This is a genomic window from Streptacidiphilus sp. PB12-B1b, assembly GCF_014084125.1.
Lineage (GTDB): Bacteria > Actinomycetota > Actinomycetes > Streptomycetales > Streptomycetaceae > Streptacidiphilus.
Window position 1 is genome coordinate 1,430,675 of record NZ_CP048405.1, and the last position, 22,884, is coordinate 1,453,558.

The window sequence follows — 22,884 nt, forward strand, 5'->3', positions numbered from 1 at the left end:
CGACCGCCCGCTGAACCGTCGACTGCCCGCTGAAACGCCGACCGCCGGGTACGGCCCCGGGAACTCTGTGGACGCCCCAGTCCCGAGACAGTTAGCATGGCTAATTATGTTCTTGGCTCACCGGTCTCGTGCGGACCACCACGCTGACGCCATACCCGCCGCCGCCCCCGGCTGGTTGCGGCGCCTCAACTCCTACTGTTGGCGCTACCGGCGCAATGTCCTGCTCTCGGTCGGGGCCTCGCTGTTCGGTATGGCCGTCAGCGCCCTGGTGCCGCTCATTCCCCGCCTGATCATCGACGACGTCGTCACCGGCGACACCAGGCACCTCACCCCCTGGGCGGTGGCCCTGGTCGCCGCCGCCGCAGTGGTGTTCCTGGCCACCATGGTCCGCCGCTACTGGGGCGGCAAGCTCGCCCTGGACGTCCAGCACGACCTGCGCCAGGACCTCTTCGACTCGCTCACCCGGCTGGACGGCGCTCGCCAGGACGCCCTGGACACCGGGCAGGTCGTCGGCCGCGCCACCTCGGACCTGCAGATGATCCAGGGGCTGCTGTCGATGCTGCCGATGATGATCGGCAACTTCCTGCTGTTCTTCCTGTCCATCGTGGTGATGCTGTTCCTCTCCCCGCTGCTCACCCTGATCGCCATCGCCATGGCCCCGGCCCTGTGGTGGTTCGCCCAGCTCAGCCGGAAGCGGCTGTTCCCGGCGACCTGGGCCGCCCAGCAGGAGGCCGGAGCGGTCGCCGGGGTCGTCGACGGGGCGGTCTCCGGCGTCCGCGTGGTCAAGGGCTTCGGGCAGGAGGAGCAGGAACTCGACCGGCTGGAGCGGACCAGCCGCAGGCTGTTCGCCAAGCGGCTGCGCGGGGTCCGGCTCAGCGCCCGCTACGGCCCGGCCATGCAGGCCATCCCCTCGCTCGGACAGGTCGGGGTGCTGGCGCTCGGCGGCTACCTGGCCGTGCGCGGCGAGGTCACCCTGGGCACGTTCGTCGCCTTCTCCACCTACGTCGCCCAGATGACCGCGCCGGTGCGGGTGCTGACCATGCTGCTGACCGTCGGCCAGCAGGCCCGGGCCAGCGTGGAGCGGGTGTTCCAGCTGATCGACGAGCGCCCGCAGGTCACCGAGCGGCCGGACGCGGTGGTGCTGGACGCCGCCGAGGTCGAACGGGCCGACGGCATACCCGCGCTCGCCTTCGACGCCGTCGACTTCGCCTACTCCTCCGACGCCGACCCGGTCGTCCGGCAGTTCAGCCTGGCCCTGGCCCCCGGCGAGACCGTGGCCCTGGTCGGCGCCTCCGGATCGGGCAAGTCCACCGTGGGCATGCTCGTCCCGCGCTTCTACGACACCACCGGCGGCAGCGTCCGGGTGCACGGCCACGACGTGCGCGAGCTGACCCTCGGCTCGCTGCGCGCCGCCATCGGCATCGTCCCCGAGGACAGCTTCCTGTTCTCCGAGTCCGTGCGCGCCAACATCGGCTACGGGCGCCCGGACGCCACCGCGGACGAGATCCGGGCCGCCGCCCGGGCCGCCCAGGCCGACGAGTTCATCAGCGAACTGCCCGACGGCTACGACACCGTCGTCGGCGAGCAGGGCCTGACCCTCTCCGGCGGCCAGCGCCAGCGGGTCGCCCTCGCCCGCGCCATCCTCACCGACCCGCGGATCCTGCTGCTGGACGACGCCACCTCGGCCGTGGACGCCCGGGTGGAGGCGGAGATCCACGAGGCGCTGCGCACCGTGATGGAGGGGCGGACCACCCTGCTGATCGCGCACCGCCGCTCCACCCTCCAACTCGCCGACCGGATCGCGGTCATGGACCACGGCCGACTGGTGGACACCGGCACGCACGAGGAGCTGGAGGAGCGCTGCGCGCTCTACCGCTCGCTGCTGACCGACCCGGACGCCCTGGCCGGTGAGGCCCGCAAGGCCGACCCGGTCGGCCGGATGCTCGCCGAGGCGGCCGAGCACGCCCCGGACCAGGTGGACGGGCAGGGGATCACCCCGGCCCTGTGGGACCGCGAGCGCTACCCGACCCCCGACCCGGACCTGGACGTCGAGGCGCTCCAGCGCGCGGGCCGCGCCCCCGCAGCAGCGGGAGCCGGCGCGGGCGCCGGTGCGGGCGCTGCCGCCGGTATGGCCGCGGGCGCCGCCCGCGGCGGCCGGGCCGGAGGCGGAGGCGGCGGGGGCCGCGGCGGATCCGGCGGCGCCGGGGGCGTGATGGGCGCCATGGGCTCCATGCCCGCCACCCCCGAGCTGCTGGCCAAGGTCGCCGCCCTGCCCCCGGCCGACGGCACCCCCGACATCGACCTGGCCGAGGCCCGCCGCCCCGACCCGCACTTCAACCTGCGCCGCATGCTCGCCCCCTTCCGGATACCGCTGGGCATCGACCTGGCGCTGCTCACCGTCGACGCCCTGGCCTCGCTGGCGCTGCCGATCCTGGTCCGCCACGGCATCGACAGCGGCGTCACCAAGAAGGCCGGGGCGGCCGTCATGGCCGCCTCGCTGATCGCGCTGATCGTCGTCCTCGGCGACTGGCTGGTCGAGTGGTCCGAGACGCAGATCAGCGGACGCACCGGCGAACGCGTGCTGTACTCGCTGCGGGTCAAGATCTTCGCGCACCTCCAGCGCCTCGGCCTGGACTACTACGAGCGCGAACTCGGCGGCCGGATCATGACCCGGATGACCACCGACGTCGACGCCCTGAGCTCCTTCCTGCAGACCGGCGTGGTCACCGCCGTGGTCAGCCTGCTGACGTTCTTCGGCATCTTCGTGGTGCTGCTGGTGCTGGACGTCCAGCTCGCCCTGTACGTCTTCGCGGTGCTGCCGGTGCTGGTCATCGCCACCCTGGTGTTCCGGCGGAAGTCGTCCGCCAGCTACACCCTGGCCCGGGAGAAGGTCAGCACCGTCAACGCCGCATTGCAGGAGAACGTCGCCGGGATGCGCGTCGTCCAGGCGTTCCTGCGCGAGGACCGCAACCGCACCCGCTTCTCGGCGCTCAGCAGCGACTACCGCCGCACCCGGATCAGGGCGCAGCTGTACATATCGCTCTACTTCCCGTTCGTGCAGTTCCTGTCCAGCGTGGCCGCGGCGGTGGTGCTGATCGTCGGGGCGCACCGGGTGGTCGGGGGCACCCTGACGGCGGGCGCGCTGGTCGCCTACCTCCTCTACATCGACCTGTTCTTCTCGCCCGTGCAGCAGCTGTCCCAGGTCTTCGACGGCTACCAGCAGGCCGTGGTGGGGCTGAGCCGGATCCGGGAGCTGCTGCGCACGCCCACCTCGACCCCGCAGGCAGCCGATCCGATGCCGGTCGGACGGCTGCGCGGCGAGATCGACTTCGAGGACGTGCACTTCGCCTACAACGTGCCGCCGCAGGCCGGTGAGCAGTCGGGGACCACGGGGACGACGCTATCCGGCGCCACTGACAACGGGCGCAAGCCCGAGGTCATCAGCAGCGTCAACCTGACCATCCCGGCCGGTCAGACCGTGGCGCTGGTGGGCGAGACCGGGGCCGGCAAGTCGACGCTGGTGAAGCTGCTGGCCCGGTTCTACGACGTCACCGGCGGCGCGGTCCGGGTCGACGGCATGGACGTCCGGGATCTGGACCTGGCCGGCTACCGGCACCGCCTGGGCGTGGTGCCGCAGGAGGCGTACCTGTTCGCGGGCACGGTCCGGGACGCCATCGCCTACGGCCGCGCGGACGCCACCGACGCCGAGGTCGAGGCGGCCGCCCGGGCGGTCGGCGCGCACGAGATGATCGCCGGGCTGGTCGGCGGCTACCTGCACCAGGTCAGCGAGCGCGGCCGGAACCTGTCGGCCGGGCAGCGGCAGCTGATCGCCCTGGCCCGGGCCGAGCTGGTGGACCCGGACATCCTGCTGCTGGACGAGGCCACCGCCGCGCTGGACCTGGCCACCGAGGCGGCGGTCAACCGCGCCGCCGACCGGCTCTCGCAGCGCGGCGGCAACCGCCGCACCACCGTGGTCATCGCGCACCGGCTGAGCACCGCCGCCCGCGCCGACCGGGTGGTCGTCCTCGACCACGGCCGCATCGTCGAGGACGGCTCCCACGCCGACCTGCTGGAGGCGGACGGCGCCTACGCCCGGCTCTGGCGGGCCTTCGTCGGCGAGGAGGAAGCGGCCGGAGCCCGCTGACCCCACCGCCGGGCCGCACCCCAGCGGCCCGGCACCGGCTCCGCCCCCGCGCCCGGCCGCCTGCCGCCGGAGCGGCGCCTGCCGTCGGACGGCAGCCTGCCGTCAGAGCGGGGGTTCGCCGTCGTCGGGTTCGGGCAGTTGCAGGATCTCCTGGCGGCGGCCGGATCTCGGCGGCCGACGGGGACCGCCCGGGCGGGGTGCGGCCGACCGCGGCGGGATCACCTTCTCCTGGGCGTCGGTGCGGGCCGTCGCCGCCCGCCACCACAGTTCGAAGGGGACGCCGTCGGTCTCCCGCTCCACGGCGGCCCGGGCCTCGGCGGCCCAGTGCACCCGGCGCACCCGCCACTCGGCCCGCAGCCCCATCAGCGCCCGGTCCAGCTCCATCGCGGTCAGCTGCCGCTCCGAGCAGACGGCGTCGCCGGGCAGCTCGGTGGGGACGTCCCAGCGGAAGACGTGCACCTCGCAGGCGGTGTGGCCGTGCTCGACCAGGGCCAGCCCCCACAGCTGCTCCTGGGCCGCGCCGTCGAAGCGCTCCAGCACCAGCAGCCAGCGCTCGGCCCCGGCCCGGGCCTCCACCCGGCGCTGGATCTCGCAGTGGATCGGCCAGTAGGCGTCCGAGGCGGCGCGGGCCAGCGCCGGGTAGCGTCCGGCGGCCTCCTCGTAGGCGGCCTCGGCGGCCACCATGGCCCGCCGCCGCGCCCCGGCCTGGCTGCGGGAGGCCGCCCTTCGGGCCCGCCGCTCGGCGGACTGCAGGTCGGCGGCGGCGCTCTCCAGCGCCAGCAGATAGCGGACGGCGGCGGCCCGCCAGGCGTCCCACTCGGCGCGGTCCACCGGGATGCGCACGCCGCCGGGGGAGTCGTCCTCCTCGGCCAGCGCGTACAGCTGCGGCTCGGCGACGGTGATGCTGCGGCCCGCGCTGAGGTAGCCGGGCTTGTCCAGCAGCGTCACCCGGACCCACATGTCGCCGATCACAGGGCCACCCCCGACCTCTCCGGTGTTCCCTGCGACCTACCCAGCACCGGGCCCGGCTACGCCGCCGCCGGCCACCGCGCGGCCCGCAGCCGGGGCTGGGCGGCGGCCCAGACCGCGCCGCAGGCCAGCAGCCCGGCCAGGCAGAACATCGCCCCGGCGCCGCCCAGGTACTGCAGCAGCAGGCCGATCGCGCCGGTGCCGACGGGGATGCCCAGGCCGATGATGGTCATCGCCGAGGTGATGGTCCGCCCGCGCTGGTGCTCCGGGACCTGGCGGAAGATCAGGACGTCCAGCAGCACGCTCAGGGTGGGCACGCCCAGCGTGCCGCCGAAGAGGATCACCGCCACCGTCCACGGGGTGTGGACCAGGCCCAGGGCGATGTTCAGCGGCACCTCGGTGGCGGTGATGCCCAGCAGCAGCCACCCGGGGCGGAACCGCCGGTGCAGCGGCCGGACCAGGGCGGCTCCGGCGAGCCCGCCGACCGCCGCCCCGCCCAGGGCCAGGCCGATGCTCCAGGAGGGGGCGGCATCGCGGTGCAGCTGGTAGATGGCGGCCAGGGTGAGCGGCGCGCCGGCCGCGTTGAGGAAGGAGACCAGGACGACGGCGGCGCGCAGCGCCGGATCGGCCCACAGGGCCCTGATCCCGGCGAACATCCCGCCGTCGTCCAGGGCGGCCGCGCCGGGCGCCCGTTCCGGCCCGGGGGCGCTCCGGGGCAGGTCGGGGCGGACCACCAGCGCGCACACCAGGGAGACGGCGAAGGACGCCGCGCTGAACAGGAACGGCAGCGCCCGGGCGAGGCCGTAGAGCAGGCCGCCGAGCGGCGGTCCGGCCAGTTCGGCGATGCCGCCGCGGACCTCGTCCTGGGTGAGCGCGGCGGTGAGCTGCTCGGGCGCGACCACCGACCGCACCATCAGCATCCGGGCCGAGCCGCCGAACGGCTGGGCCGCGCCCAGCAGCACCGCGGCGGCCAGCAGTGGCGCGAGCGCGAGCGCGTGCACGGCGAAGAGCAGGGCGACGCCACCGGCGGTGGCGGTGCGGACGCTCTCGGCGGCGATCAGCACCCTCCGCCGGTCGCAGCGGTCGACCACCTGCCCGGCCGGCAGCGAGCACACCACGAGTGCGCTGGCCTGCAGGAACCCGAAGAGTCCGGCGAGTGCGGGGGAGCCGGTGACCGCCAGGATCACCAGGGGGTAGGCCACGTCGGCCGCCGACATCCCGGTGAGGGCGGTGGTGGAGCCCGCCCACAGGGTCTGGAACCGCCAGTTGTGGCGCAGCGGCGTGACGCCGGGAGGGATCGGTGCCCCCGGGGCTGCGCCTGCGGGCGCGGCGGAAACGGTTTGGTTCACGACAATCCTCCCCAGAGTGCGAATGCTCACCAATCAGTAAGCATTCACGAGTGAGTGAATGATTGCGTATGGGTGAGCCTCTGGCAAGATGGACGCCATGGACGATGTACGGACCCGGTCAGCAGACGCCGTGCCAGGCGTCCGCCTGGTGGATGACGCCGCCACCTTCAAGGCCATGGCCGACCCGCTCCGGCTGGCCATGCTGCGGCGGATGATGGCCGCCGGCGTCAGCGAGAACATGCGGCCCTGGACCGCCAAGGAGCTGGCCGCCGAGCTGGGCGAGCCGCAGACCAAGCTCTACCGCCACCTCAAGCAGTTGGAGGAGTGCGGGCTGATCAGGGTCGTCGAGACCAGGCTGGTCTCCGGCATCGTCGAGCAGCGGTATGCCGCCGCGCAGACCAGCATGGAGATCAAGCGCGACTTCCTGGAGCAGTCCACCACCCGCGACGAGACGGCGGACCTCTTCGCCGCCGGGATCGACACCTACCGGCGCGGCCTGCTCGCGGCCGTGCACGGCGGCCGGATCGACCTCAAGGCCGAGCCCGAGCCGGGGGCCTCCTACCGCAGGCCGCTGCTGATGTTCGGCGACGTCCGGCTGTCGCCCGCCCGCGCCGACGAGTTCCGCCGGCGGCTGTCAGAGCTGCTGGACGAGTACGTCAGCAGCGACGGCCGGATCCCGTCGTACCAGGAGCCGGACGGCGTCGAACTGAGCGTCATGCTGGGCTGCTTCACCGAGATCGACGGCGCCGGGTGACCGGTCCTCCTCCCGGGATCGCCCGTTTTGATCGGCTGATGGACGAGATGAACGGCCTGGCTGATGAGATGCTTGGACTTTCAGCTGGACAGCGGCACGGGGGACCAGGGATGACACCAGGCGGCGGACGGGCATACCTCGCACTGCAGTACACCGAGGTCGCGCAGGACGCCGAACTGCGCCTCGACGAACTGCTCTCGCTGGCGGCCGAACCCTCGCCCGCCGTCGACTTCGACGCGCTGCAGCGCACCTACGAGCCGCGGCCGCTGCCGCCCGAGGCGGTCGCCGAGCCGCCGCGCTGGGCCGACTACGCGCCCGACCCGGGCCCGGTCACCGCCGCCGCCCCCGGCAAGCCCCTGCTCAGCGGGGCCTACCAGCAGCAGCTCGCGGCGGCCCGGCTGGTGCACCAGCGCGCCCTGCGCGAATACCGGGACCACGAGAAGGAGTTGCGCCGCCGCGCCGAGGAGGCCCGGCTCTCCCACGAGCAGGACGAGCAGCAACGGGCCCGCAGCGTCCGGGAGTACAACGACCGGCTGCGCAACTACCGTGCCGCGTACGAGCAGGGCGAGCCGGCCGCGGTCGAGTCGGTGCTGGAGCGCGCGCTCGCCGCCGCCGGGCGGCTGCCCGGCCTGGAGGTGCCCGCCCGGGTCTCCTACCGCGCGCTCACCCGGACGGCGGTGGTGGATCTGGTGCTGCCGAGCCCGGCGGTGGTGCCCCCGGCGCTGGAGTTCCAGGTGGTCGAGGACGGCGGCGTCGAGCCGGTGCCCCGCCCCCGGCAGGAATCCCTGGCCCGCTACCAGCAATTGATCGCCCGGCTGGTGCTGCGCGCCCTGGACGCGATCCTCGCCGCCGACACCGAGTCCCAGCTGGACGGCATCGTCCTGAACGGCCGCGCGGTGACCGCCGAGGCCGGGGAGACCTGCGTGGTCAGCGTCGACGCCCGGCGCGGCGACCTGTACGCGCGGACGCTGCTGCCGCAGGCCCACCACGAGGCGGTGGAGCGGCTGCGGGACCTGCCCTCGGTGCTGACCGACGACCCGTTCGCGCCCGCGCCGGTCACCCCGTACGCGGTCGCCTGCGCCGCCGCACCGGCCCCGGAGGAGCTGTCGCCGGGCGAGTTCGCGGCGCTGGTCGCCGAGCTGTTCGAGCACCTGGGGCTGGACGAGTGGGAGCTGCGGCTGCACGGCCGGGACGGCCTGCTGGCGCTGGGGCACGGCGACGGCCGACACCTGGCCGAGGCGCCGTACGTGGTCTGCGCGGCCCGGCGGCCGCTGGTCGTGAGCGCGGAGGCGGTGCGCAACGTCGCCGAGGTGGTCGAGGAGGAGGCCGCCGAGCAGGGCATCTGGGCGACCACCGGCAGCTTCCACCCGGACGCGGTGATCGCCGCCGCCTCGCTGCCGGAGCTGCGGCTGATCGACGGCGGCGAACTGCGGGCGCTGATCCGCGCCCACCTGGGCACCGAACTCGGCGGCTGACGCCCAGGCCGCCGGACGCCGGGCCGCGAGGACGCGAGGCCGCCGGACGCCGGGCCGCCAGGCACAGGACGCCAGGCCGCCGGACGCCCGGACGCCTGGACGCCGGGACGCCGGGACGCCGGACGCGAGGCCGCCGGACGCCGGACGCCAGGACGTCGGGCCGCCGCCCGTCCGGCCCAGCCGGGCGGGCAGGCGGGCGCGGGCCGGGCCAGGATGGCGGGGAGGGCGCGTGTCCGGCCCGTGCCGAGGGCGGCGGTGACTGGGCAGGGCGCCGCCGCCCTCCCCGCCCGGGCCGAGGCAGGAGCCGCAGGCCGTCCCGGGCCGCCGACCGCGGCCGCTCGGGGCGTGATGAGAGCGAGCGTGCGCGGGTGCCGGTACTGGTGGCCCTCGGGGCCTTTCTGATGACCCTGGTCGGCGGCCTGGTCGCGGGCCGGGTCGGCGACAGGCGTCACCTGGTGCTCGGGCTGGCCGCCGGGCTGATGCTCGGCGTGGTCGGCTTCGACCTGCTGCCGGAGGCCCTGGACGCCGCCCCCGGCAAGCTGTTCGGCGTGGCCCAGGGCCTGCTGATGTTCGTCCTGGGCTTCCTGGTGCTGCACATCGTGGAGCGTTCGGTGGCGATCCACCGGGCGCACGAGTCCGAGTACGCCGAGCACCACCACGGCCACCGCCCCGACGCGCCGACAGCCCAGCCCTCAGCCGCAGCCCAGCCGTCAACCGCAGCCCAGCCCTCAGCCGCAGCGCCGCCGTCCGCCGACGCCTGGACCACCGGTGGCAGCCACGTCCACGGGCGCAGCGAGAACCTGGGCCTGGCCGCGGCCTCCGCCCTGTGCCTGCACAGCGTGATGGACGGCTTCGCCATCGGCGCGGCCTTCCAGGTCGGCGACGGCTTCGGCTCGGTCGTGGCCATCGCCGTCATCGCCCATGACTTCGCCGACGGCTTCAACACCTACACCATCACCCGGCTCTACGGGAACGATCGCCGCCGGGCGGTCACGCTGCTGCTGTGCGACGCCGCCGCGCCGGTGCTGGGTGCCGGGATCACCCTGCTGTTCACCATCCCGGAGCACATCGTCGGCCTCTACCTGGGCTTCTTCGCCGGGTTCCTGATGTATCTGGCCACCTCGGACATCCTGCCGGAGGCGCACAGCCCGCACCCCTCCCGGACGACGCTGCTGTGCACCGTGCTGGGCGCCGGGTTCATGTGGCTGGTCATCGGCCTGGCGAGCTGAGCCGCTCGGGCTCCGGCGCCGCCTCCCGCTGCGGCCAGCGCTCGCGCAGCGCCATCAGCGCGGCGGCGATCGCCGGGCGGCGCGAGGCGTGCTGCCGCCACAGCGCGAACACCCGCCGGGTCGGCTCCGGCCGCGCCGGGCGGGCGACCACCCCGGGCGGGAGCGCGCCGCGTCCGAGCCGGGGCACCAGCCCGGCCCCCAGCCCGGCCGCGATCAGCGCGATCTGCGTCTCGAACTCGCCGACCTGGAACCGGATGTCCGGCTCCTCGCCGATGTCGCGCATGGTCCGCACCAGCCAGTCGTGGCAGATGGTGCCCGGCTGGATGCTGATCCACCGCTGCCCGCTGAGATCCGGCACGGTCAACTCGGGCAGCGCCGCCAGCGGATGGCCGATCGGCAGCAGCACGTCCACCGGGTCCTCGCCCAGCGGCAGCCTGGCCACCCCCTCGGGCACCGGCAGCGGGGTGTTCGGCCAGTCCAGCACGACCGCCAGATCCACCTCGCCGCGCGCCACCAGATCCGCGACCAGGTACGGTTCGCCCTCGAGCAGCCGCAGCTCCAGCTCGGGGTGGAGCCGCGCCAGATCGGCCAGGACGCCGGGCAGCAGGCCGCGCGCGGCGGTGGCGAACGCGGCCAGCACCAGCCGCCCGGAGACCTGCCCGCGGCGCTCCTCCAGCGACACCTCGGCGGCCTCCACCAGCGCCAGCACCTGCTCCGCGGTGGCCGCCAGCTCCCGGGCGGCATCGGTCAGCACGACGCCCCGGCCGCGCTTCTCCAGCAGCGGGGTCCGGGTCTCCCGCTCCAGCTTGGTGATCTGCTGCGAGACGGCGGAGGGGGTGAAGCCCAGTGCGGTGGCGGCGCGGCCCACGGAGCCGTGCACCGCGACGGCGTGCAGGGCCCGCAGGCGTCCGAGGTCCATCATGGGCCCAGCGTAGCCAGCAGCCCCGACAGCGTCCGGCCCCCGCAGCGCCCCGCGGCGGCGGACGCTGCGGCCGGGCGGTACGGGCCTCAGCCCTGGGCCACGGCCGAGCGGTAGACGGCCACGATGCCCGGGCCCAGGTGGGGGCTGTAGGAGACGGCGTCGGTGGCCCCGCCCGCCTGGTAGCCGCCGATCACCCCGACCACCTCGCCCGGGCCGGAGCCGGCCGGGTCCACGCCGGTGAGCAGCGGGCCGCCGCTGGTGCCGGTGGACAGCCCGGGGCAGTCGAACTCCAGCTGGCCGGCGCCGTGGTGGCGCAGCGGGCCCGCGCAGTGGACCGGCTGTTCGGCGTGCGAGGGGTAGCCGACGGCGACGGCCGAGCCCGGGGTGCCCGGCGCGTCGACGGCCAGGGTCTCCGCGCCGACCGTCTCCTCCACCGGGCCCTCGTCGCCGACCGGGGCGGTGGTCAGGAAGGCGACGTCGTAGTCCGGGTTCCCGGACTGCGCCCAGCGGTGGTCCACCACGGCGGTGCGGACCGTCCAGCGGCCGTAGGGGGAGCGGCCCGCGCTGTAGCCGGGGACGAACGCCAGGTCGTCGCGGGCCTTGCCGCTGCCGGGGGCGACGACGCAGTGCGCGGCGGTCACCAGCAGGTCGTGGTGGGGGCTGGCGACGACCGAGGCGGTGCAGAAGTGCCCGTCCAGAGCGCCGTTCCGGACCGAGAACAGGGCTCCGACCCGGGGCGTACCGGCGAACGCCGCCGCCCCGGGGGAGCGCACCGGCGGCGCGGCCTGGGCGGCGGCGGGGAGCAGTGCGGCCGTCGAGCAGGCGGTGAGCGTCGCCAGCGCGAGGCGCAGACGGTTCGTCAGCGAATGGTGCGTCATATGCACGGATTCTGACGGATGCCGGGGAGCGCCGCCAGCACCGACGGCATGCGGGTGACGACTGATGCTGACGCTGGGTCAGGAGGCTTTCCGGGTCTCGCTGTTGTCGCTGTCCACCGAATGGTGCGGGTGGTGCGGGTGGTGGCCGTGATGCGGGTGCGCCTGCTCGTAGGCCGCGTCCGAGGTGCGCAGCAGCCGCAGCAGCTCGCCGCGCTGCTCGCTGCTGATCGCGCCGAAGTACTCCGCGGCGACCTCCTGCCGGATCCGGCCGATCTGCTCGACCATCTGCTGCCCGGCCTCGGTGAGCTGCAGCAGGATGGCCCGGCGGTCCTCCGGGTCCTGGGTGCGGGCGACCAGTCCGGCGGTCTCCAGGGCGTCCACCACCGTGGTGACCGAGCGCGGGGCGATCCGCAGCCGCTCGGCCAGCTGGTTCAGCCGGATCATGGCGCCGTGGTGCGCGCCGCGCGCCAGCACCTCCAGCGCCCGGCCCTGCGAGGGGGTGATGCCGTACGGCGACAGCCGGTGGAAGCTCTCCCGGCGCATCCGCTTGCCGGCCCGCATCACCGCGTCGGCCAGCTCGACCTCGTCCGGCGCCGCACTGGGGGGATCTGCGGGGAGATCGGCGGTCACGGCAGGCTCCTGGCTAGGCGGGAGCACCAGGATATCGGGCTCGAACACCGGGTCGGACGGCTCGGCGGCGGATGTCGGCGGATGTCATGGAGAAATTAGAGAGCCTTGCTCATATTTTCGATTAGGCTGGCCTAAGTCAGGCTCTCCCAGCCACGTCCAGGAGGACACCCATGCCCCGCTCCGAAGCCCGCGTCACCACCGACCGCCCGCACCGCTACGCCAAGCAGCTCGCCTCCCATCTCGGCCGCAAGGTCGAGAGCAGCTGGGACGACGAGACCGGCCACGGCGCGCTGACCTTCTCGGCCGGGACCGCGACCCTCACCGCCGAGCCCGGCGTGCTGCTGCTCGCCGTCGAGGGCGAGGCCGACAGCCTCGACCGGCTGGAGGACGTCGTCGGCCGCCACCTGGTGCGCTTCGGCGCCAAGGACGAGCTGGTCGCCGAGTGGCACCGCGACAACGGCACGCCCGGCAGCGTGCAGCGCAACGACGCCGAGGACGCCGCCGGCTGAGCGCCGACCCGCCCCGAGCCACCAGGCCCGCAACCGACGGCCCGCACCGCCCCTGCGGCGGTGCGGGCCGACCCGTTTCCGGCGGGATCAGGCCGTGAGCTGGGCCTCGATCGCGCTGACCACCTCGGCCGCCTCCGGCTCGGTGCGCGGCCGGAACCGCGCGGCGACCTCGCCCTCGGGCGAGAGCAGGAACTTCTCGAAGTTCCACTGGACGTCCCCGGCCTCGCCCGCCTCGTCGGCGGTCCGCGTCAGCTCGGCGTAGAGCGGGTGCCGGGCCTCGCCGTTCACGTCGATCTTCTCCAGCAGCGGGAAGGTGACGCCGTAGGTGGTGGAGCAGAAGGTCTGGATCTCCTCGGAGCTGCCCGGCTCCTGCCCGGCGAACTGGTTGCAGGGCACGCCGAGCACGGTGAAGCCGCGCCCGCCGTACTGCTGCTGCAGCCGCTCCAGGCCCGCGTACTGCGGCGTCAGGCCGCACTTGGACGCGACGTTGACCAGCAGCACGGCCTTGCCCTGGTAGGCGGCCAGCGAGGTGGCCTCGCCGTCGAGGGTGCGCAGCGGGATGTCGTACAGGCTCATCGGTGGGACCTCCGGGATCGGGGCGGCGCGGGCGCCGGCGGCAGTGTCGGTCACAACACTGCCGCATCGCCGCTGCTTCCCGTCGGCCGGGAGGCCGGCAGCGCCCGGTGGGCGTCCGGTGGTGCCCGGCGGCGGCGCGTTGTCGGAGGCGGGCGGTACGGTGCAACCGCGAGCGTCCCGACACCGGCAGCCGAGAGGGGGAGCGGGCATGGCCGCACGGCCCCGGGCGGCGGACCCGTCCGCCCCGCAGATCCAACTCGCGGTCGTCGAGGGGGTGCTGGAGCGCATCACCTACGCCAACGAGGAGACCGGCTACACCGTGGCCCGGGTGGACACCGGCCGCGGCGCCAACGACCTGCTCACCGTCGTCGGCGCGCTGCTCGGGGCGCAGCCGGGCGAGAGCCTGCGGCTCCAGGGCCGCTGGGGCAGCCACCCGCAGTACGGCAAGCAGTTCACCGTGGAGAACTACACCACGGTGCTCCCGGCGACCGTCCAGGGCATCCGCCGCTACCTGGGCTCGGGGCTGATCAAGGGCATCGGCCCACGGCTGGCCGAGCGCATCGTCGACCACTTCGGCACCGAGACCCTGGACGTCATCGAGCGGCAGCCGGAGCGGCTGATCGAGGTCCCCAAGCTGGGGCCCAAGCGCACCGGGCTGATCGCCGCCGCCTGGGAGGAGCAGAAGGCGATCAAGGAGGTGATGATCTTCCTGCAGAGCGTGGGGGTCTCCACCTCGCTCGCGGTGCGCATCTACAAGAACTACGGCGACGCCTCCATCGCGGTGGTCCGGAACGAGCCCTACAAGCTGGCCGCCGACGTCTGGGGGATCGGCTTCCTGACCGCCGACCGGATCGCCCAGGCCGTCGGGATACCGCACGACAGCCCGCAGCGGGTCAAGGCCGGGCTGCAGTACGCCCTCTCCCAGAGCGCCGACCAGGGGCACTGCTTCCTGCCCGAGGAGCGGCTGATCTCCGACGCGGTGAAGCTGCTGGCGGTGGACGTCGGCCTGGTCATCGAGTGCCTGGCCGAGTTGATCGCCGAGGAGGGCGTGGTCCGCGAGGAGCTGCCGGCCGAGCACGCCGTCCCCGGCGATCCGGCCGGGGAGCGGCTGTCGGCGGTCTACCTGGTGCCCTTCCACCGCGCCGAGCAGTCGCTGGCCGGACAGCTGCTGCGGCTGCTGCGGGCCCCCGAGGACCGCCTGGGCTCCTTCGCCGGGGTGGACTGGGAGCGCGCCCTGGGCTGGCTCCGGGGGCAGACCGGGGCCGATCTGGCGCCCGAGCAGGAGCAGTCGGTGCGGCTGGCGCTGACCGAGAGGGTGGCCGTGCTGACCGGCGGGCCCGGCTGCGGCAAGTCCTTCACGGTCCGCTCCATCGTCACCCTGGCGCTGGCCCGCAAGGCCAAGGTGGTGCTGGCCGCGCCCACCGGCCGGGCCGCCAAGCGGCTGGCCGAGCTGACCGGCTGCGAGGCGTCCACCGTGCACCGGCTGCTGGAGCTGAAGCCGGGCGGGGACGCCGCCTATGACCGGGACCGGCCGCTCGACGCCGACCTGGTGGTGGTGGACGAGGCGTCCATGCTTGACCTGCTGCTGGCCAACAAGCTGGCCAAGGCCGTCGCCCCGGGCGCGCACCTGCTGCTGGTGGGGGACGTCGACCAGCTGCCGTCCGTGGGCGCCGGGGAGGTGCTGCGCGACCTGCTGGCGCCGGGCAGCCCGGTCCCGTCGGTCCGGCTCACCCGGATCTTCCGGCAGGCGGCGCAGTCGGGCGTGGTGACCAACGCGCACCGGATCAACGAGGGCGTCCCGCCGATCACCGACGGCATGGCCGACTTCTTCCTCTTCCCGGAGGAGGACGCCGAGCTGGCCGCCGGGCTGACGGTGGACGTCGTCGCCCGGCGCATCCCGGCCCGCTTCGGGCTGGACCCGCGTCGGGACGTCCAAGTCCTCGCCCCCATGCACCGGGGCCCGGCCGGGGCGGGCAACCTCAACGTCCTGCTCCAGGGCGCGGTCACGCCCTCCCGCCCGGACACGCCCGAGCGACGCTTCGGCGGCCGGACCTTCCGGGTCGGCGACAAGGTCACGCAGATCCGCAACAACTACGACAAGGGCGTCAACGGCGTCTTCAACGGCACGGTCGGCGTGGTCACCGCGCTCAGCCTGGAGGAGCAGCGCCTCACCGTCCTCACCGACGAGGACGAGGAGGTCCCCTACGACTTCGACGAGCTGGACGAGCTGGCGCACGCCTACGCGGTGACCATCCACCGCTCCCAGGGCAGCGAGTATCCGTGCGTGGTGATCCCTGTCACTACCAGCGCCTGGATGATGCTCCAGCGGAACCTGCTCTACACCGCGGTGACCCGCGCCAAGAAGATCGTCGTGCTGGTGGGCTCCCGGCGGGCGCTGGCGCAGGCCGTCCGGGCCGTTTCCGCAGGTCGACGCCACACTGCCCTGGATCACCGGCTGCGATCCGGTTGAGTCCTGCAACCACCGGCGTGCGGATCGGCCGAGGATCGTCCATTGTCAGGAAGTGAAGGAACCGGGCCGCGAGTTTTGTAGGGCCTATCCCTTTTGGGTGACCCTGACTACCCCTAGGTCGCTCGAATGGGCGATGGTAGTACTTAAGTCAGGGCACCCCTTGAAGAGGTTCATTTCGCTGGTGAGGGAAGACGTGAGCGACAACTCTGTAGTACTCGGCTACCAGGGCAACGAGTACGAGTACCCGGTGGTCGACGCCACCGTCGGCAACGCCGGCTTCGACATCTCGAAGCTGCTGAGCCAGACCGGCCTGACCACGCTGGACAACGGCTTCGGCAACACCGCCGCCTGCAAGTCCGCGATCACCTACATCGACGGCGACCAGGGCATCCTGCGCTACCGCGGCTACCCCATCGAGCAGCTGGCCGAGCACGGGACCTTCCTGGAGACCGCCTACCTGCTGATCAACGGGGAGCTGCCCAACACCGACCAGCTCTCCGGCTTCCAGCACGACATCTCGCAGCACACCCTGCTGCACGAGGACGTCAAGCGCTTCTACCAGGGCTTCCCCCGCGACGCCCACCCGATGGCCATGCTGTCCTCGGTGGTCAGTGCGCTGTCCACGTTCTACCAGGACAGCCACAACCCGTTCGACCCCGAGCAGCGCTACCTCTCCGCGGTGCGCCTGCTGGCGAAGCTGCCGACCATAGCGGCCTACGCCTTCAAGAAGTCGCAGGGCCACCCGTTCGTCTACCCGCGCAACGACCTCGGCTACGTCGAGAACTTCCTGCGGATGACCTTCGCGGTGCCCGCTGAGGAGTTCGAGCTGAACCCGGTCGTGGTGAACGCGCTGGAGAAGCTGCTGATCCTGCACGCCGACCACGAGCAGAACTGCTCCACCTCGACCGTGCGCCTGGTCGGCTCCTCGCAGGCCAACCTGTTCGCGTCCATCTCGGCCGGCATCAACGCCCTCTGGGGCCCGCTGCACGGCGGCGCCAACCAGGCCGTGCTGGAGATGCTCACCAAGATCAAGAACGACGGCGGCGACGTCGACGCCTTCATCCGCAAGGTGAAGAACCGCGAGGACGGCGTGAAGCTCATGGGCTTCGGGCACCGCGTCTACAAGAGCTTCGACCCGCGCGCGCAGATCATCAAGGGCGCCGCGCACGACGTCCTGGCGCAGCTGGGCAAGGCCGACGAGCTGCTCGACATCGCGCTCAAGCTCGAGGAGCACGCGCTCACCGACGACTACTTCATCTCGCGCAAGCTCTACCCGAACGTGGACTTCTACACCGGCCTGATCTACCGCGCCATGGGCTTCCCGACCAGCATGTTCACCGTGCTGTTCGCCCTGGGCCGGCTGCCCGGCTGGATCGCCCACTGGCAGGAGATGATCACCGACCCGACCAGCAAGATCGGCCGCCCGCGGCAGATCTACACCGGCGTCGAGATCCGCGACTTCGTCGCCATCGAGTCGCGCTGACACCGCCTCAGCCGCACTGCGCGAAGGGCCCGGCCGCTGCGGCCGGGCCCTTCGGCGTACCTGCCAATACACCTTGCAAGCCGGGGCGCACGGCGCCCGGTACGCCGGGGGAGGCCGCTCAACCCACCCCGTCGTACACGTGCGCCGTGCGTGGTCGGCCGTCCAGCGACGGCGGCCGACGGTGGAGTCCGCCGGAACTCCAGCCGGGGGCCGAGCGGCTGACCGCTCGTTCATCCGGCACACGTGTTGTAACACGTCGACGGGGTCGCAAGGTTACGACTGGCGCATGTGACTCTCCTCTCACACCGTAGCGTGCGAGCCCGCCTACGCCCCGTACCTGGCCCAAGTCCCCTCACACCGCCGCAAGAAGGCCGGAAACCCGCGCCCCGGGCGCTGTTCGGCCAATTTCGGCCATGGTAAGAATCCGCGTCCGGGCGAAGCGCGGCAAACCGGGTGGAAGCCGCCCCAAGCGGTCGCGGCCGCCGCCAACGGCCGAGCGCCGCTCGGGTGTTGGCGGCCCGAGCGGCGCCCGGCGGAGGCGCGTGGCTGAGGCGCCCGGCGGGGGCGCGGGGTTCAGTCCTGGGCGCGGAAGCCGCGCAGCCGCAGGCTGTTGCTGACGACAAAGACGGACGAGAACGCCATCGCCGCGCCCGCGATCATCGGGTTGAGCAGGCCGAGGGCGGCCAGCGGCAGCGCCGCCACGTTGTAGCCGAAGGCCCAGAACAGGTTGCCCTTGATCGTGCCCAGGGTGCGCCGGGAGAGCCGAATGGCGTCCGCCGCCGCCAGCAGGTCGCCGCGGACCAGGGTCAGGTCGGCCGCCTCCATCGCCGCGTCCGTCCCGGTGCCCATGGCCAGCCCCAGGTCGGCCCTGGCCAGGGCGGCTGCGTCGTTGACGCCGTCGCCGACCATGGCGACCGTCCGGCCCTGCGCCTGGAGCCGGCCGACGACGGCGGCCTTGTCCTCCGGCAGCACCTCGGCGACCACCCGGTCGGCGTCGATGCCGACCTCGGCCGCGACGCTCAGCGCCACCGCGCGGTTGTCCCCGGTCAGCAGCACCGGCGTCAGCCCCAGCGCCCGCAGCCGGGAGACGGCCTCGGCGCTGGTCGGCCGAACCGCGTCGGCGACCTCCAGCACGGCGCGTGCGGCGCCGTCCCAGCCGACCGCCACCGCCGTCCGCCCGGCGGCCTCCGCGGCCGTCTTGGCGGCTGCCAGCGGCGCCGGCAGGTGCTGCGCCCAGTCGGCCAGGAACTGCTCGCGCCCGGCCACCACCGCGCGGCCCTCGACGACGCCCTGGACGCCGCGTCCGGGCACGGACACGAAGTCGGTGACGCCGGGCAGCTCCCCGGCCCGGGCGGCGGCCTCGGCGACGGCCCGGGCGATCGGGTGCTCGGAGGCGTGCTCCAGTGCCCCGGCCAGCCGCAGCGCCTCGGCCTCGGTGGTGCCCGCCGCGGTGTGCACGGCCAGCAGCGTCATCACGCCGGTGGTGAGCGTCCCGGTCTTGTCGAGGACGACGGTGTCCACCGCCCGGGTGGACTCCAGCACCTCCGGGCCCCGGATCAGGATGCCGAGCTGGGCCCCGCGCCCGGTGCCGACCATCAGCGCGGTCGGCGTGGCCAGGCCCAGCGCGCACGGGCAGGCGATGATCAGTACCGCCACGGCGGCGGTGAACGCCTCGGTGGCGCTGCCGCTGACGACCAGCCAGCTCACCAGCGTGACCGCGGCGATCACCAGGACCGCCGGGACGAAGACGGCGGAGATCCGGTCGGCCAGCCGCTGCGCGGCGGCCTTGCCGTTCTGCGCGTCCTCCACCAGCCGGGCCATCCGGGCGAGCTGGGTGTCGGCGCCCACCCGGGTCGCCTCCACCACCAGCCGCCCGCCGGAGTTGACGGTGGCTCCGGTGACGTGGTCGCCCGGCCCGGTCTCGGTCGGCACCGACTCGCCGGTGAGCAGCGAGGTGTCCACGGCCGAGGTGCCCTCCACCACGGTCCCGTCGGTGGCGATCTTCTCCCCGGGCCGGACCACGAACCGGTCCCCGACCGCCAGTTCGGCGATCGGCACCCGGACCTCGCGCCCGTCCCGCAGTACCGCCGCGTCCCTGGCGCCGAGCGACAGCAGGGCGTGCAGGGCCGCCCCGGCGCGGCGCTTGGCCCGCGCCTCCAGGTAGCGGCCCAGCAGGATGAAGGCGGTGACCCCGGCGGCGGTCTCCAGGTAGAGCGTGTCGGAGGCGTCGCCGGAGGACAGGCCCAGGCTGAAGCCGTGGACCATCCCCGGCGTACCGGCCGTGCCCAGGAACAGCGCCCAGGCGGACCAGCCGAAGGCGGCCAGGGTGCCGATGGACACCAGGGTGTCCATGGTGGCCGCGCCGTGCCGCAGGTTGGTCCAGGCGGCCCGGTGGAACGGCCAACCGCCGTACGCGACGGCCGGGCCGGCCAGGGCGAAGGACAGCCACTGCCAGTTGCGGAACTGGAGCGCGGGCATCATCGCCAGCAGCACCACCGGGACCGCCAGCGCGGCCGTCACCAGCAGCCGCTGCCGCAGCCCGGCCGACTCCGGATCCGGGTCAGCGCCGGAGCCGGTGCCCGGGCCGTGCCCGTGCTCGGAGTCGGCGACGGAAGCGGAGTCGGAGGCGGAGCCGGGGGCGGCGGACGGCACCGGCCGGGGCGGCAGCTCGGCGGTGTAGCCGGTGCGCTCGACGGTGGCGATCAGCTCCTGCACGCCGACGCCGGGCGCGTGCGACACGACCGCCTTGGCGGTGGCGTAGTTCACCGTCGCCTCGACGCCCTCCATCCGGTTGAGCTTCTTCTCGATGCGGGCGGCGCAGCTGGCGCAGGTCATGCCGCCGATGGCCAGCTCGACCCGCCCGCCGGCCGGCGCAGCGGCGGCCAGCGCCTCGGACTGCCGCGTCCCGGTGCCCGGGGTGGTGGTGTTCATGATCCTGCGCCCTTCCTGCTCGTTCCGCCCGGCCCGCTGCCGCGCCGGGGTCAGGCCCGGCTGACCAGCTGGTAGCCGGCCTCGTCCACGGCGCTGCGCACCGCCTCGTCGTCCAGCGGGTGCTCGGAGGAGACGGTGACCGTCCCCGCCTTGGCGTCCGCGCTGACGCCGGTGACGCCGGGCAGCGCGCCCAGCTCCTCGCTCACCGACTTCTCGCAGTGGCCGCAGCTCATGCCGGAGACGGTGAATACGGCAGTGGACATGGTTCCTCCTGGTGTTCGTCGGCGCTGCTCGTCGTCTGCTTCCCCCGGTCCAACACCATACCCCTGGGGGGTATTCCTCGGCAGGGGGGTCAGTCGGCCGTCCCGAGCGGACGGCCGAAGCGAGAGTAACCACCGGCGGGCGTTTTGCCCCGTCTCGTCAGCTCGCGCAGCCGCGGGCGTGTCCGGCGGCGGACGCCGGGCCGGGGCCCCGGAACGCAGCAGGCCCGCCCGGTGGTGCACCGGGCGGGCTGGCGTGGAGGCGTTCGGAGCGGCTGCGGGGCGCGCCGCTACAGCGGCAGCAGCTCCGGGCGCTTGGCCTCGACGTGGTCGCCGGAGGACTCCCCGCGCAGTCGGCGGCCGACCCAGGGCAGCAGGTACTCGCGGGCCCAGTGCAGGTTCTCCCGGCGCAGCTCGGCCGGGGTGTGTGCGAGCTGCGGCGGCCAGGGGGCGTCCGGGTCGGCGACGTCCAGCCCGAGCGCCCGCCCGGCGTGCAGCGCGACCCGCTGGTGCCCCTCGGGGGAGAGGTGCAGCCGGTCCTCGCTCCAGGCCCGACGGTCGCGCATGGCCCGCAGCGCCCAGATGTCCACCACGGCCAGGCCGTTGCGGTCGGCGATGGCCCGCAGGTGGGCGTTGTAGGTGGCGATCTTGCCGCGCAGGTGGCGCAGCACCGGGGTGTCCCGGGTGTCGAAGCCGGTGCAGATCAGCACCGTGCCGGCGGACGCGCGCAGCTGGGCCGCCGCCGCCTCGAAGCGCTCGGCGACCTCGTCCGGGTCGCTGCCGGGGCGCAGGATGTCGTTGCCCCCGGCGCAGAAGCTGACCAGGTCGGGCTGCATCCGCTCGATCTGCGGGACCTGCTCGGCGACGACCTGGTCGAGCAGGCGGCCGCGCACGGCGAGGTTGGCGTAGCGGAAGTCGTAGCGCCCGTCGTCGGTGCGCGGGCGGCGCTCGGCCAGCAGGCGGGCCAGGCGGTCGGCCCATCCGGTGAAGCCGCCGTCGGGGTCGGGGTCGTTGAGGCCCTCGGTGAAGCTGTCCCCGAGGGCGACGTAAGAGGTGAGGTCGGCGGTGTGGGTCGGCAGCTCGGACATGGGAAGATACTTCACTGCATGAAGTGACCTACGCCACCGTAGGTAGACCTTGACGGACGTGATTTCCCCCACGCGCCGTTCGGGAATACGGCCCGGCGACCGCCTGCGTCCCGAGGTCAGCGGCCCGGTGGCGGCAGGCGGCGCGGCGGGCCGCCCCAGCCGGGCGGCGTGGGCGGCCGGGCGGGGTCGTACGGCGGCTGCGGGCCGGTCGGGTGCCCGGCCCGGCGCGCGCTGCGGACCAGCCACAGCAGCCACAGCAGCCCGACCCAGGCCACCAGCGCCAGCGCGGTGGTGGAGAGCACGGTGAACAGCCACACCTGGTTCTCGGTCGGGTGCGGCAGGAAGCCCAGGTCCAGCGCCGGTCGGTTCCGGCCGGGCTCGGTGACCCGGGAGACGATCCAGGCGGCGATCCCGTGCGAGCTGTCCCACAGCGCGTGCAGCGCGGAGACCCCGAGGTAGGTGAGCAGCACCGTTGGGGTGAGCACGAAGCGGTTGTTCCGGCGCTCGCGGAACAGCACTCCGCCCAGGATGGCCGTCCACAGCCCGTGCCCGACCGGTGCCAGCACCCCGCGCAGGATCTCGGTGGAGACCAGGTCCCGCAGCGACAGCCCCTGCTCGGTGAGGACGGCGTTGAAGGCGTAGCCGGCCGTCTCGAACGCGGCGAAGCCGAAGCCCACGGTGGCGCCCAGCACCAGGCCGTGCCGCAGCCCGGAGGCCGGGATCCGCCGGGTGAGCATGACCAGCGCCCACGCCTTCACCGCCTCCTCGATCAGCCCCACCCCGGCGTACACCCACACGGAGTCGGAGAGCAGGTAGTACTCCAGCAGCGACGCGCCGAGCACCCCCATCAGCCCCCCGGCGGCGAAGCAGGCGGTGATCCGGTCGGTGCCGATGTCCGCGCCGTACCGCTCGTGGGCCCAGACGACGAAGCTGGCCGGCACCAGGAAGCTGCCCAGCAGCACGATCGTCGGCACCAGGTTGCTGTTCCCGGTCCGGTAGGTGACCACCACGGTGGCCAGCCACAGGGCCAGGCCGCCGAAGAACCAGGTCGCCCAGTACCGGGCGCGGGCCGGCGGCGCCGGGGGCGTGGCTGGGCTGGACATGTGCTGCTGGGCCTTCTTCCGCTCGCGGCCCCGCAGGGCAGGGGGCGGCAGCACTATGGCACGGCATTCGGAGGGTTGGACGGCTTATGCGCGGAATGCCGTGATGTGTCGTGT

At 73.9% G+C, this 22,884-nt stretch carries 17 protein-coding genes; 7 read left to right on the plus strand and 10 right to left on the minus strand.

Annotated features, from left to right (window positions below; translation table 11 throughout):
- The first annotated feature begins 106 nt into the window (after positions 1–106).
- Positions 107–4,144: an ABC transporter ATP-binding protein gene (locus tag GXW83_RS06510; RefSeq protein WP_182441927.1), complete on the plus strand. Its 4,038-nt coding sequence runs from the start codon at positions 107–109 to the stop codon at positions 4,142–4,144.
- 102 nt (positions 4,145–4,246) lie between these two features.
- Here the strand turns inward: GXW83_RS06510 and GXW83_RS06515 are convergent, their stop codons facing one another.
- Both GXW83_RS06515 and GXW83_RS06520 read right to left on the minus strand, forming a co-directional pair.
- On the minus strand, positions 4,247–5,116 hold the full coding sequence (locus GXW83_RS06515) for a hypothetical protein (RefSeq protein WP_182441928.1): 870 nt from the start codon (positions 5,114–5,116) through the stop codon (positions 4,247–4,249).
- 56 nt (positions 5,117–5,172) lie between these two features.
- The gene (locus tag GXW83_RS06520; protein ID WP_182441929.1) at positions 5,173–6,462 is read right to left on the minus strand and encodes an MFS transporter; all 1,290 of its coding nucleotides are present in this window, start codon (positions 6,460–6,462) and stop codon (positions 5,173–5,175) included.
- 97 nt (positions 6,463–6,559) lie between these two features.
- Here GXW83_RS06520 and GXW83_RS06525 point away from each other — a divergent pair, with 97 nt between their 5' ends.
- The 3 genes from GXW83_RS06525 (at position 6,560) to GXW83_RS06535 (ending at position 9,920) form a co-directional block, all read left to right on the plus strand.
- The gene (locus GXW83_RS06525; protein ID WP_182441930.1) at positions 6,560–7,216 is read left to right on the plus strand and encodes a helix-turn-helix domain-containing protein; all 657 of its coding nucleotides are present in this window, start codon (positions 6,560–6,562) and stop codon (positions 7,214–7,216) included.
- A gap of 110 nt (positions 7,217–7,326) precedes the next feature.
- A complete protein-coding gene (locus tag GXW83_RS06530) occupies positions 7,327–8,691 on the plus strand; it encodes a restriction endonuclease (RefSeq protein WP_182441931.1) in 1,365 nt (454 codons plus the stop codon).
- Positions 8,692–9,059: 368 nt separating this feature from the next.
- Positions 9,060–9,920 carry a ZIP family metal transporter gene (locus tag GXW83_RS06535; protein WP_225446803.1) on the plus strand — a complete coding sequence of 287 codons (861 nt, stop codon included), beginning with the start codon at positions 9,060–9,062 and terminating at the stop codon, positions 9,918–9,920.
- Here GXW83_RS06535 and GXW83_RS06540 read toward each other — a convergent pair.
- From GXW83_RS06540 to GXW83_RS06550, 3 genes are all read right to left on the minus strand, one after another.
- Positions 9,901–10,842, minus strand: a complete 942-nt coding sequence (locus tag GXW83_RS06540; RefSeq protein ID WP_182441932.1) for a LysR family transcriptional regulator — start codon at positions 10,840–10,842, stop codon at positions 9,901–9,903. The genes GXW83_RS06535 and GXW83_RS06540 overlap by 20 nt on opposite strands.
- Positions 10,843–10,928: 86 nt before the next feature.
- On the minus strand, positions 10,929–11,720 hold the full coding sequence (locus tag GXW83_RS06545) for a serine protease (RefSeq protein ID WP_182441933.1): 792 nt from the start codon (positions 11,718–11,720) through the stop codon (positions 10,929–10,931).
- 78 nt (positions 11,721–11,798) lie between these two features.
- Positions 11,799–12,350, minus strand: a complete 552-nt coding sequence (locus tag GXW83_RS06550; protein WP_225446804.1) for a MarR family winged helix-turn-helix transcriptional regulator — start codon at positions 12,348–12,350, stop codon at positions 11,799–11,801.
- A 170-nt stretch (positions 12,351–12,520) separates the two neighbouring features.
- Here GXW83_RS06550 and GXW83_RS06555 point away from each other — a divergent pair, with 170 nt between their 5' ends.
- On the plus strand, positions 12,521–12,859 hold the full coding sequence (locus tag GXW83_RS06555; protein WP_182441934.1) for a DUF2218 domain-containing protein: 339 nt from the start codon (positions 12,521–12,523) through the stop codon (positions 12,857–12,859).
- A gap of 87 nt (positions 12,860–12,946) precedes the next feature.
- On the opposite strand, the gene GXW83_RS06560 is transcribed toward GXW83_RS06555, so the two are convergent.
- Entirely contained in the window at positions 12,947–13,435 is a 489-nt protein-coding gene (locus GXW83_RS06560) for a glutathione peroxidase (RefSeq protein WP_182441935.1), read from the minus strand.
- A 208-nt stretch (positions 13,436–13,643) separates the two neighbouring features.
- Here GXW83_RS06560 and GXW83_RS06565 point away from each other — a divergent pair, with 208 nt between their 5' ends.
- Together GXW83_RS06565 and GXW83_RS06570 are read left to right on the plus strand one after the other, a co-directional pair.
- A complete protein-coding gene (locus tag GXW83_RS06565; RefSeq protein WP_182441936.1) occupies positions 13,644–15,905 on the plus strand; it encodes an ATP-dependent RecD-like DNA helicase in 2,262 nt (753 codons plus the stop codon).
- Between the two features lie 193 nt (positions 15,906–16,098).
- The gene (locus tag GXW83_RS06570; protein WP_182441937.1) at positions 16,099–17,388 is read left to right on the plus strand and encodes a citrate synthase; all 1,290 of its coding nucleotides are present in this window, start codon (positions 16,099–16,101) and stop codon (positions 17,386–17,388) included.
- Between the two features lie 573 nt (positions 17,389–17,961).
- Here the strand turns inward: GXW83_RS06570 and GXW83_RS06575 are convergent.
- The 4 genes from GXW83_RS06575 to GXW83_RS06590 all read right to left on the minus strand — a co-directional run bounded on the left by GXW83_RS06575 (position 17,962) and on the right by GXW83_RS06590 (position 22,770).
- Positions 17,962–20,319 carry a cation-translocating P-type ATPase gene (locus tag GXW83_RS06575; RefSeq protein ID WP_182441938.1) on the minus strand — a complete coding sequence of 786 codons (2,358 nt, stop codon included), beginning with the start codon at positions 20,317–20,319 and terminating at the stop codon, positions 17,962–17,964.
- A 50-nt stretch (positions 20,320–20,369) separates the two neighbouring features.
- Positions 20,370–20,582, minus strand: coding sequence for a heavy-metal-associated domain-containing protein (locus GXW83_RS06580; RefSeq protein ID WP_182441939.1), 213 nt, complete (start codon positions 20,580–20,582; stop codon positions 20,370–20,372).
- A 287-nt stretch (positions 20,583–20,869) separates the two neighbouring features.
- The gene (locus GXW83_RS06585) at positions 20,870–21,667 is read right to left on the minus strand and encodes an SGNH/GDSL hydrolase family protein (RefSeq protein ID WP_182441940.1); all 798 of its coding nucleotides are present in this window, start codon (positions 21,665–21,667) and stop codon (positions 20,870–20,872) included.
- A gap of 116 nt (positions 21,668–21,783) precedes the next feature.
- Positions 21,784–22,770 (minus strand): PrsW family intramembrane metalloprotease, encoded by a 987-nt coding sequence (locus GXW83_RS06590; RefSeq protein WP_182441941.1) that lies wholly within the window; start codon positions 22,768–22,770, stop codon positions 21,784–21,786.
- Positions 22,771–22,884 lie beyond the last annotated feature (114 nt).

Coding starts and splice junctions, on each gene's coding strand:
- GXW83_RS06510 (WP_182441927.1), top strand. CDS start 107: ATGTTCTTGGCTCACCGGTCTCGTGCGGACCACCACGCTGACGCCATA.
- GXW83_RS06525 (WP_182441930.1), top strand. CDS start 6,560: ATGGACGATGTACGGACCCGGTCAGCAGACGCCGTGCCAGGCGTCCGC.
- GXW83_RS06530 (WP_182441931.1), top strand. CDS start 7,327: ATGACACCAGGCGGCGGACGGGCATACCTCGCACTGCAGTACACCGAG.
- GXW83_RS06540 (WP_182441932.1), bottom strand. CDS start 10,842: ATGATGGACCTCGGACGCCTGCGGGCCCTGCACGCCGTCGCGGTGCAC.
- GXW83_RS06545 (WP_182441933.1), bottom strand. CDS start 11,720: ATGACGCACCATTCGCTGACGAACCGTCTGCGCCTCGCGCTGGCGACG.
- GXW83_RS06555 (WP_182441934.1), top strand. CDS start 12,521: ATGCCCCGCTCCGAAGCCCGCGTCACCACCGACCGCCCGCACCGCTAC.
- GXW83_RS06560 (WP_182441935.1), bottom strand. CDS start 13,435: ATGAGCCTGTACGACATCCCGCTGCGCACCCTCGACGGCGAGGCCACC.
- GXW83_RS06565 (WP_182441936.1), top strand. CDS start 13,644: ATGGCCGCACGGCCCCGGGCGGCGGACCCGTCCGCCCCGCAGATCCAA.
- GXW83_RS06575 (WP_182441938.1), bottom strand. CDS start 20,319: ATGAACACCACCACCCCGGGCACCGGGACGCGGCAGTCCGAGGCGCTG.
- GXW83_RS06580 (WP_182441939.1), bottom strand. CDS start 20,582: ATGTCCACTGCCGTATTCACCGTCTCCGGCATGAGCTGCGGCCACTGC.
- GXW83_RS06585 (WP_182441940.1), bottom strand. CDS start 21,667: ATGTCCGAGCTGCCGACCCACACCGCCGACCTCACCTCTTACGTCGCC.
- GXW83_RS06590 (WP_182441941.1), bottom strand. CDS start 22,770: ATGTCCAGCCCAGCCACGCCCCCGGCGCCGCCGGCCCGCGCCCGGTAC.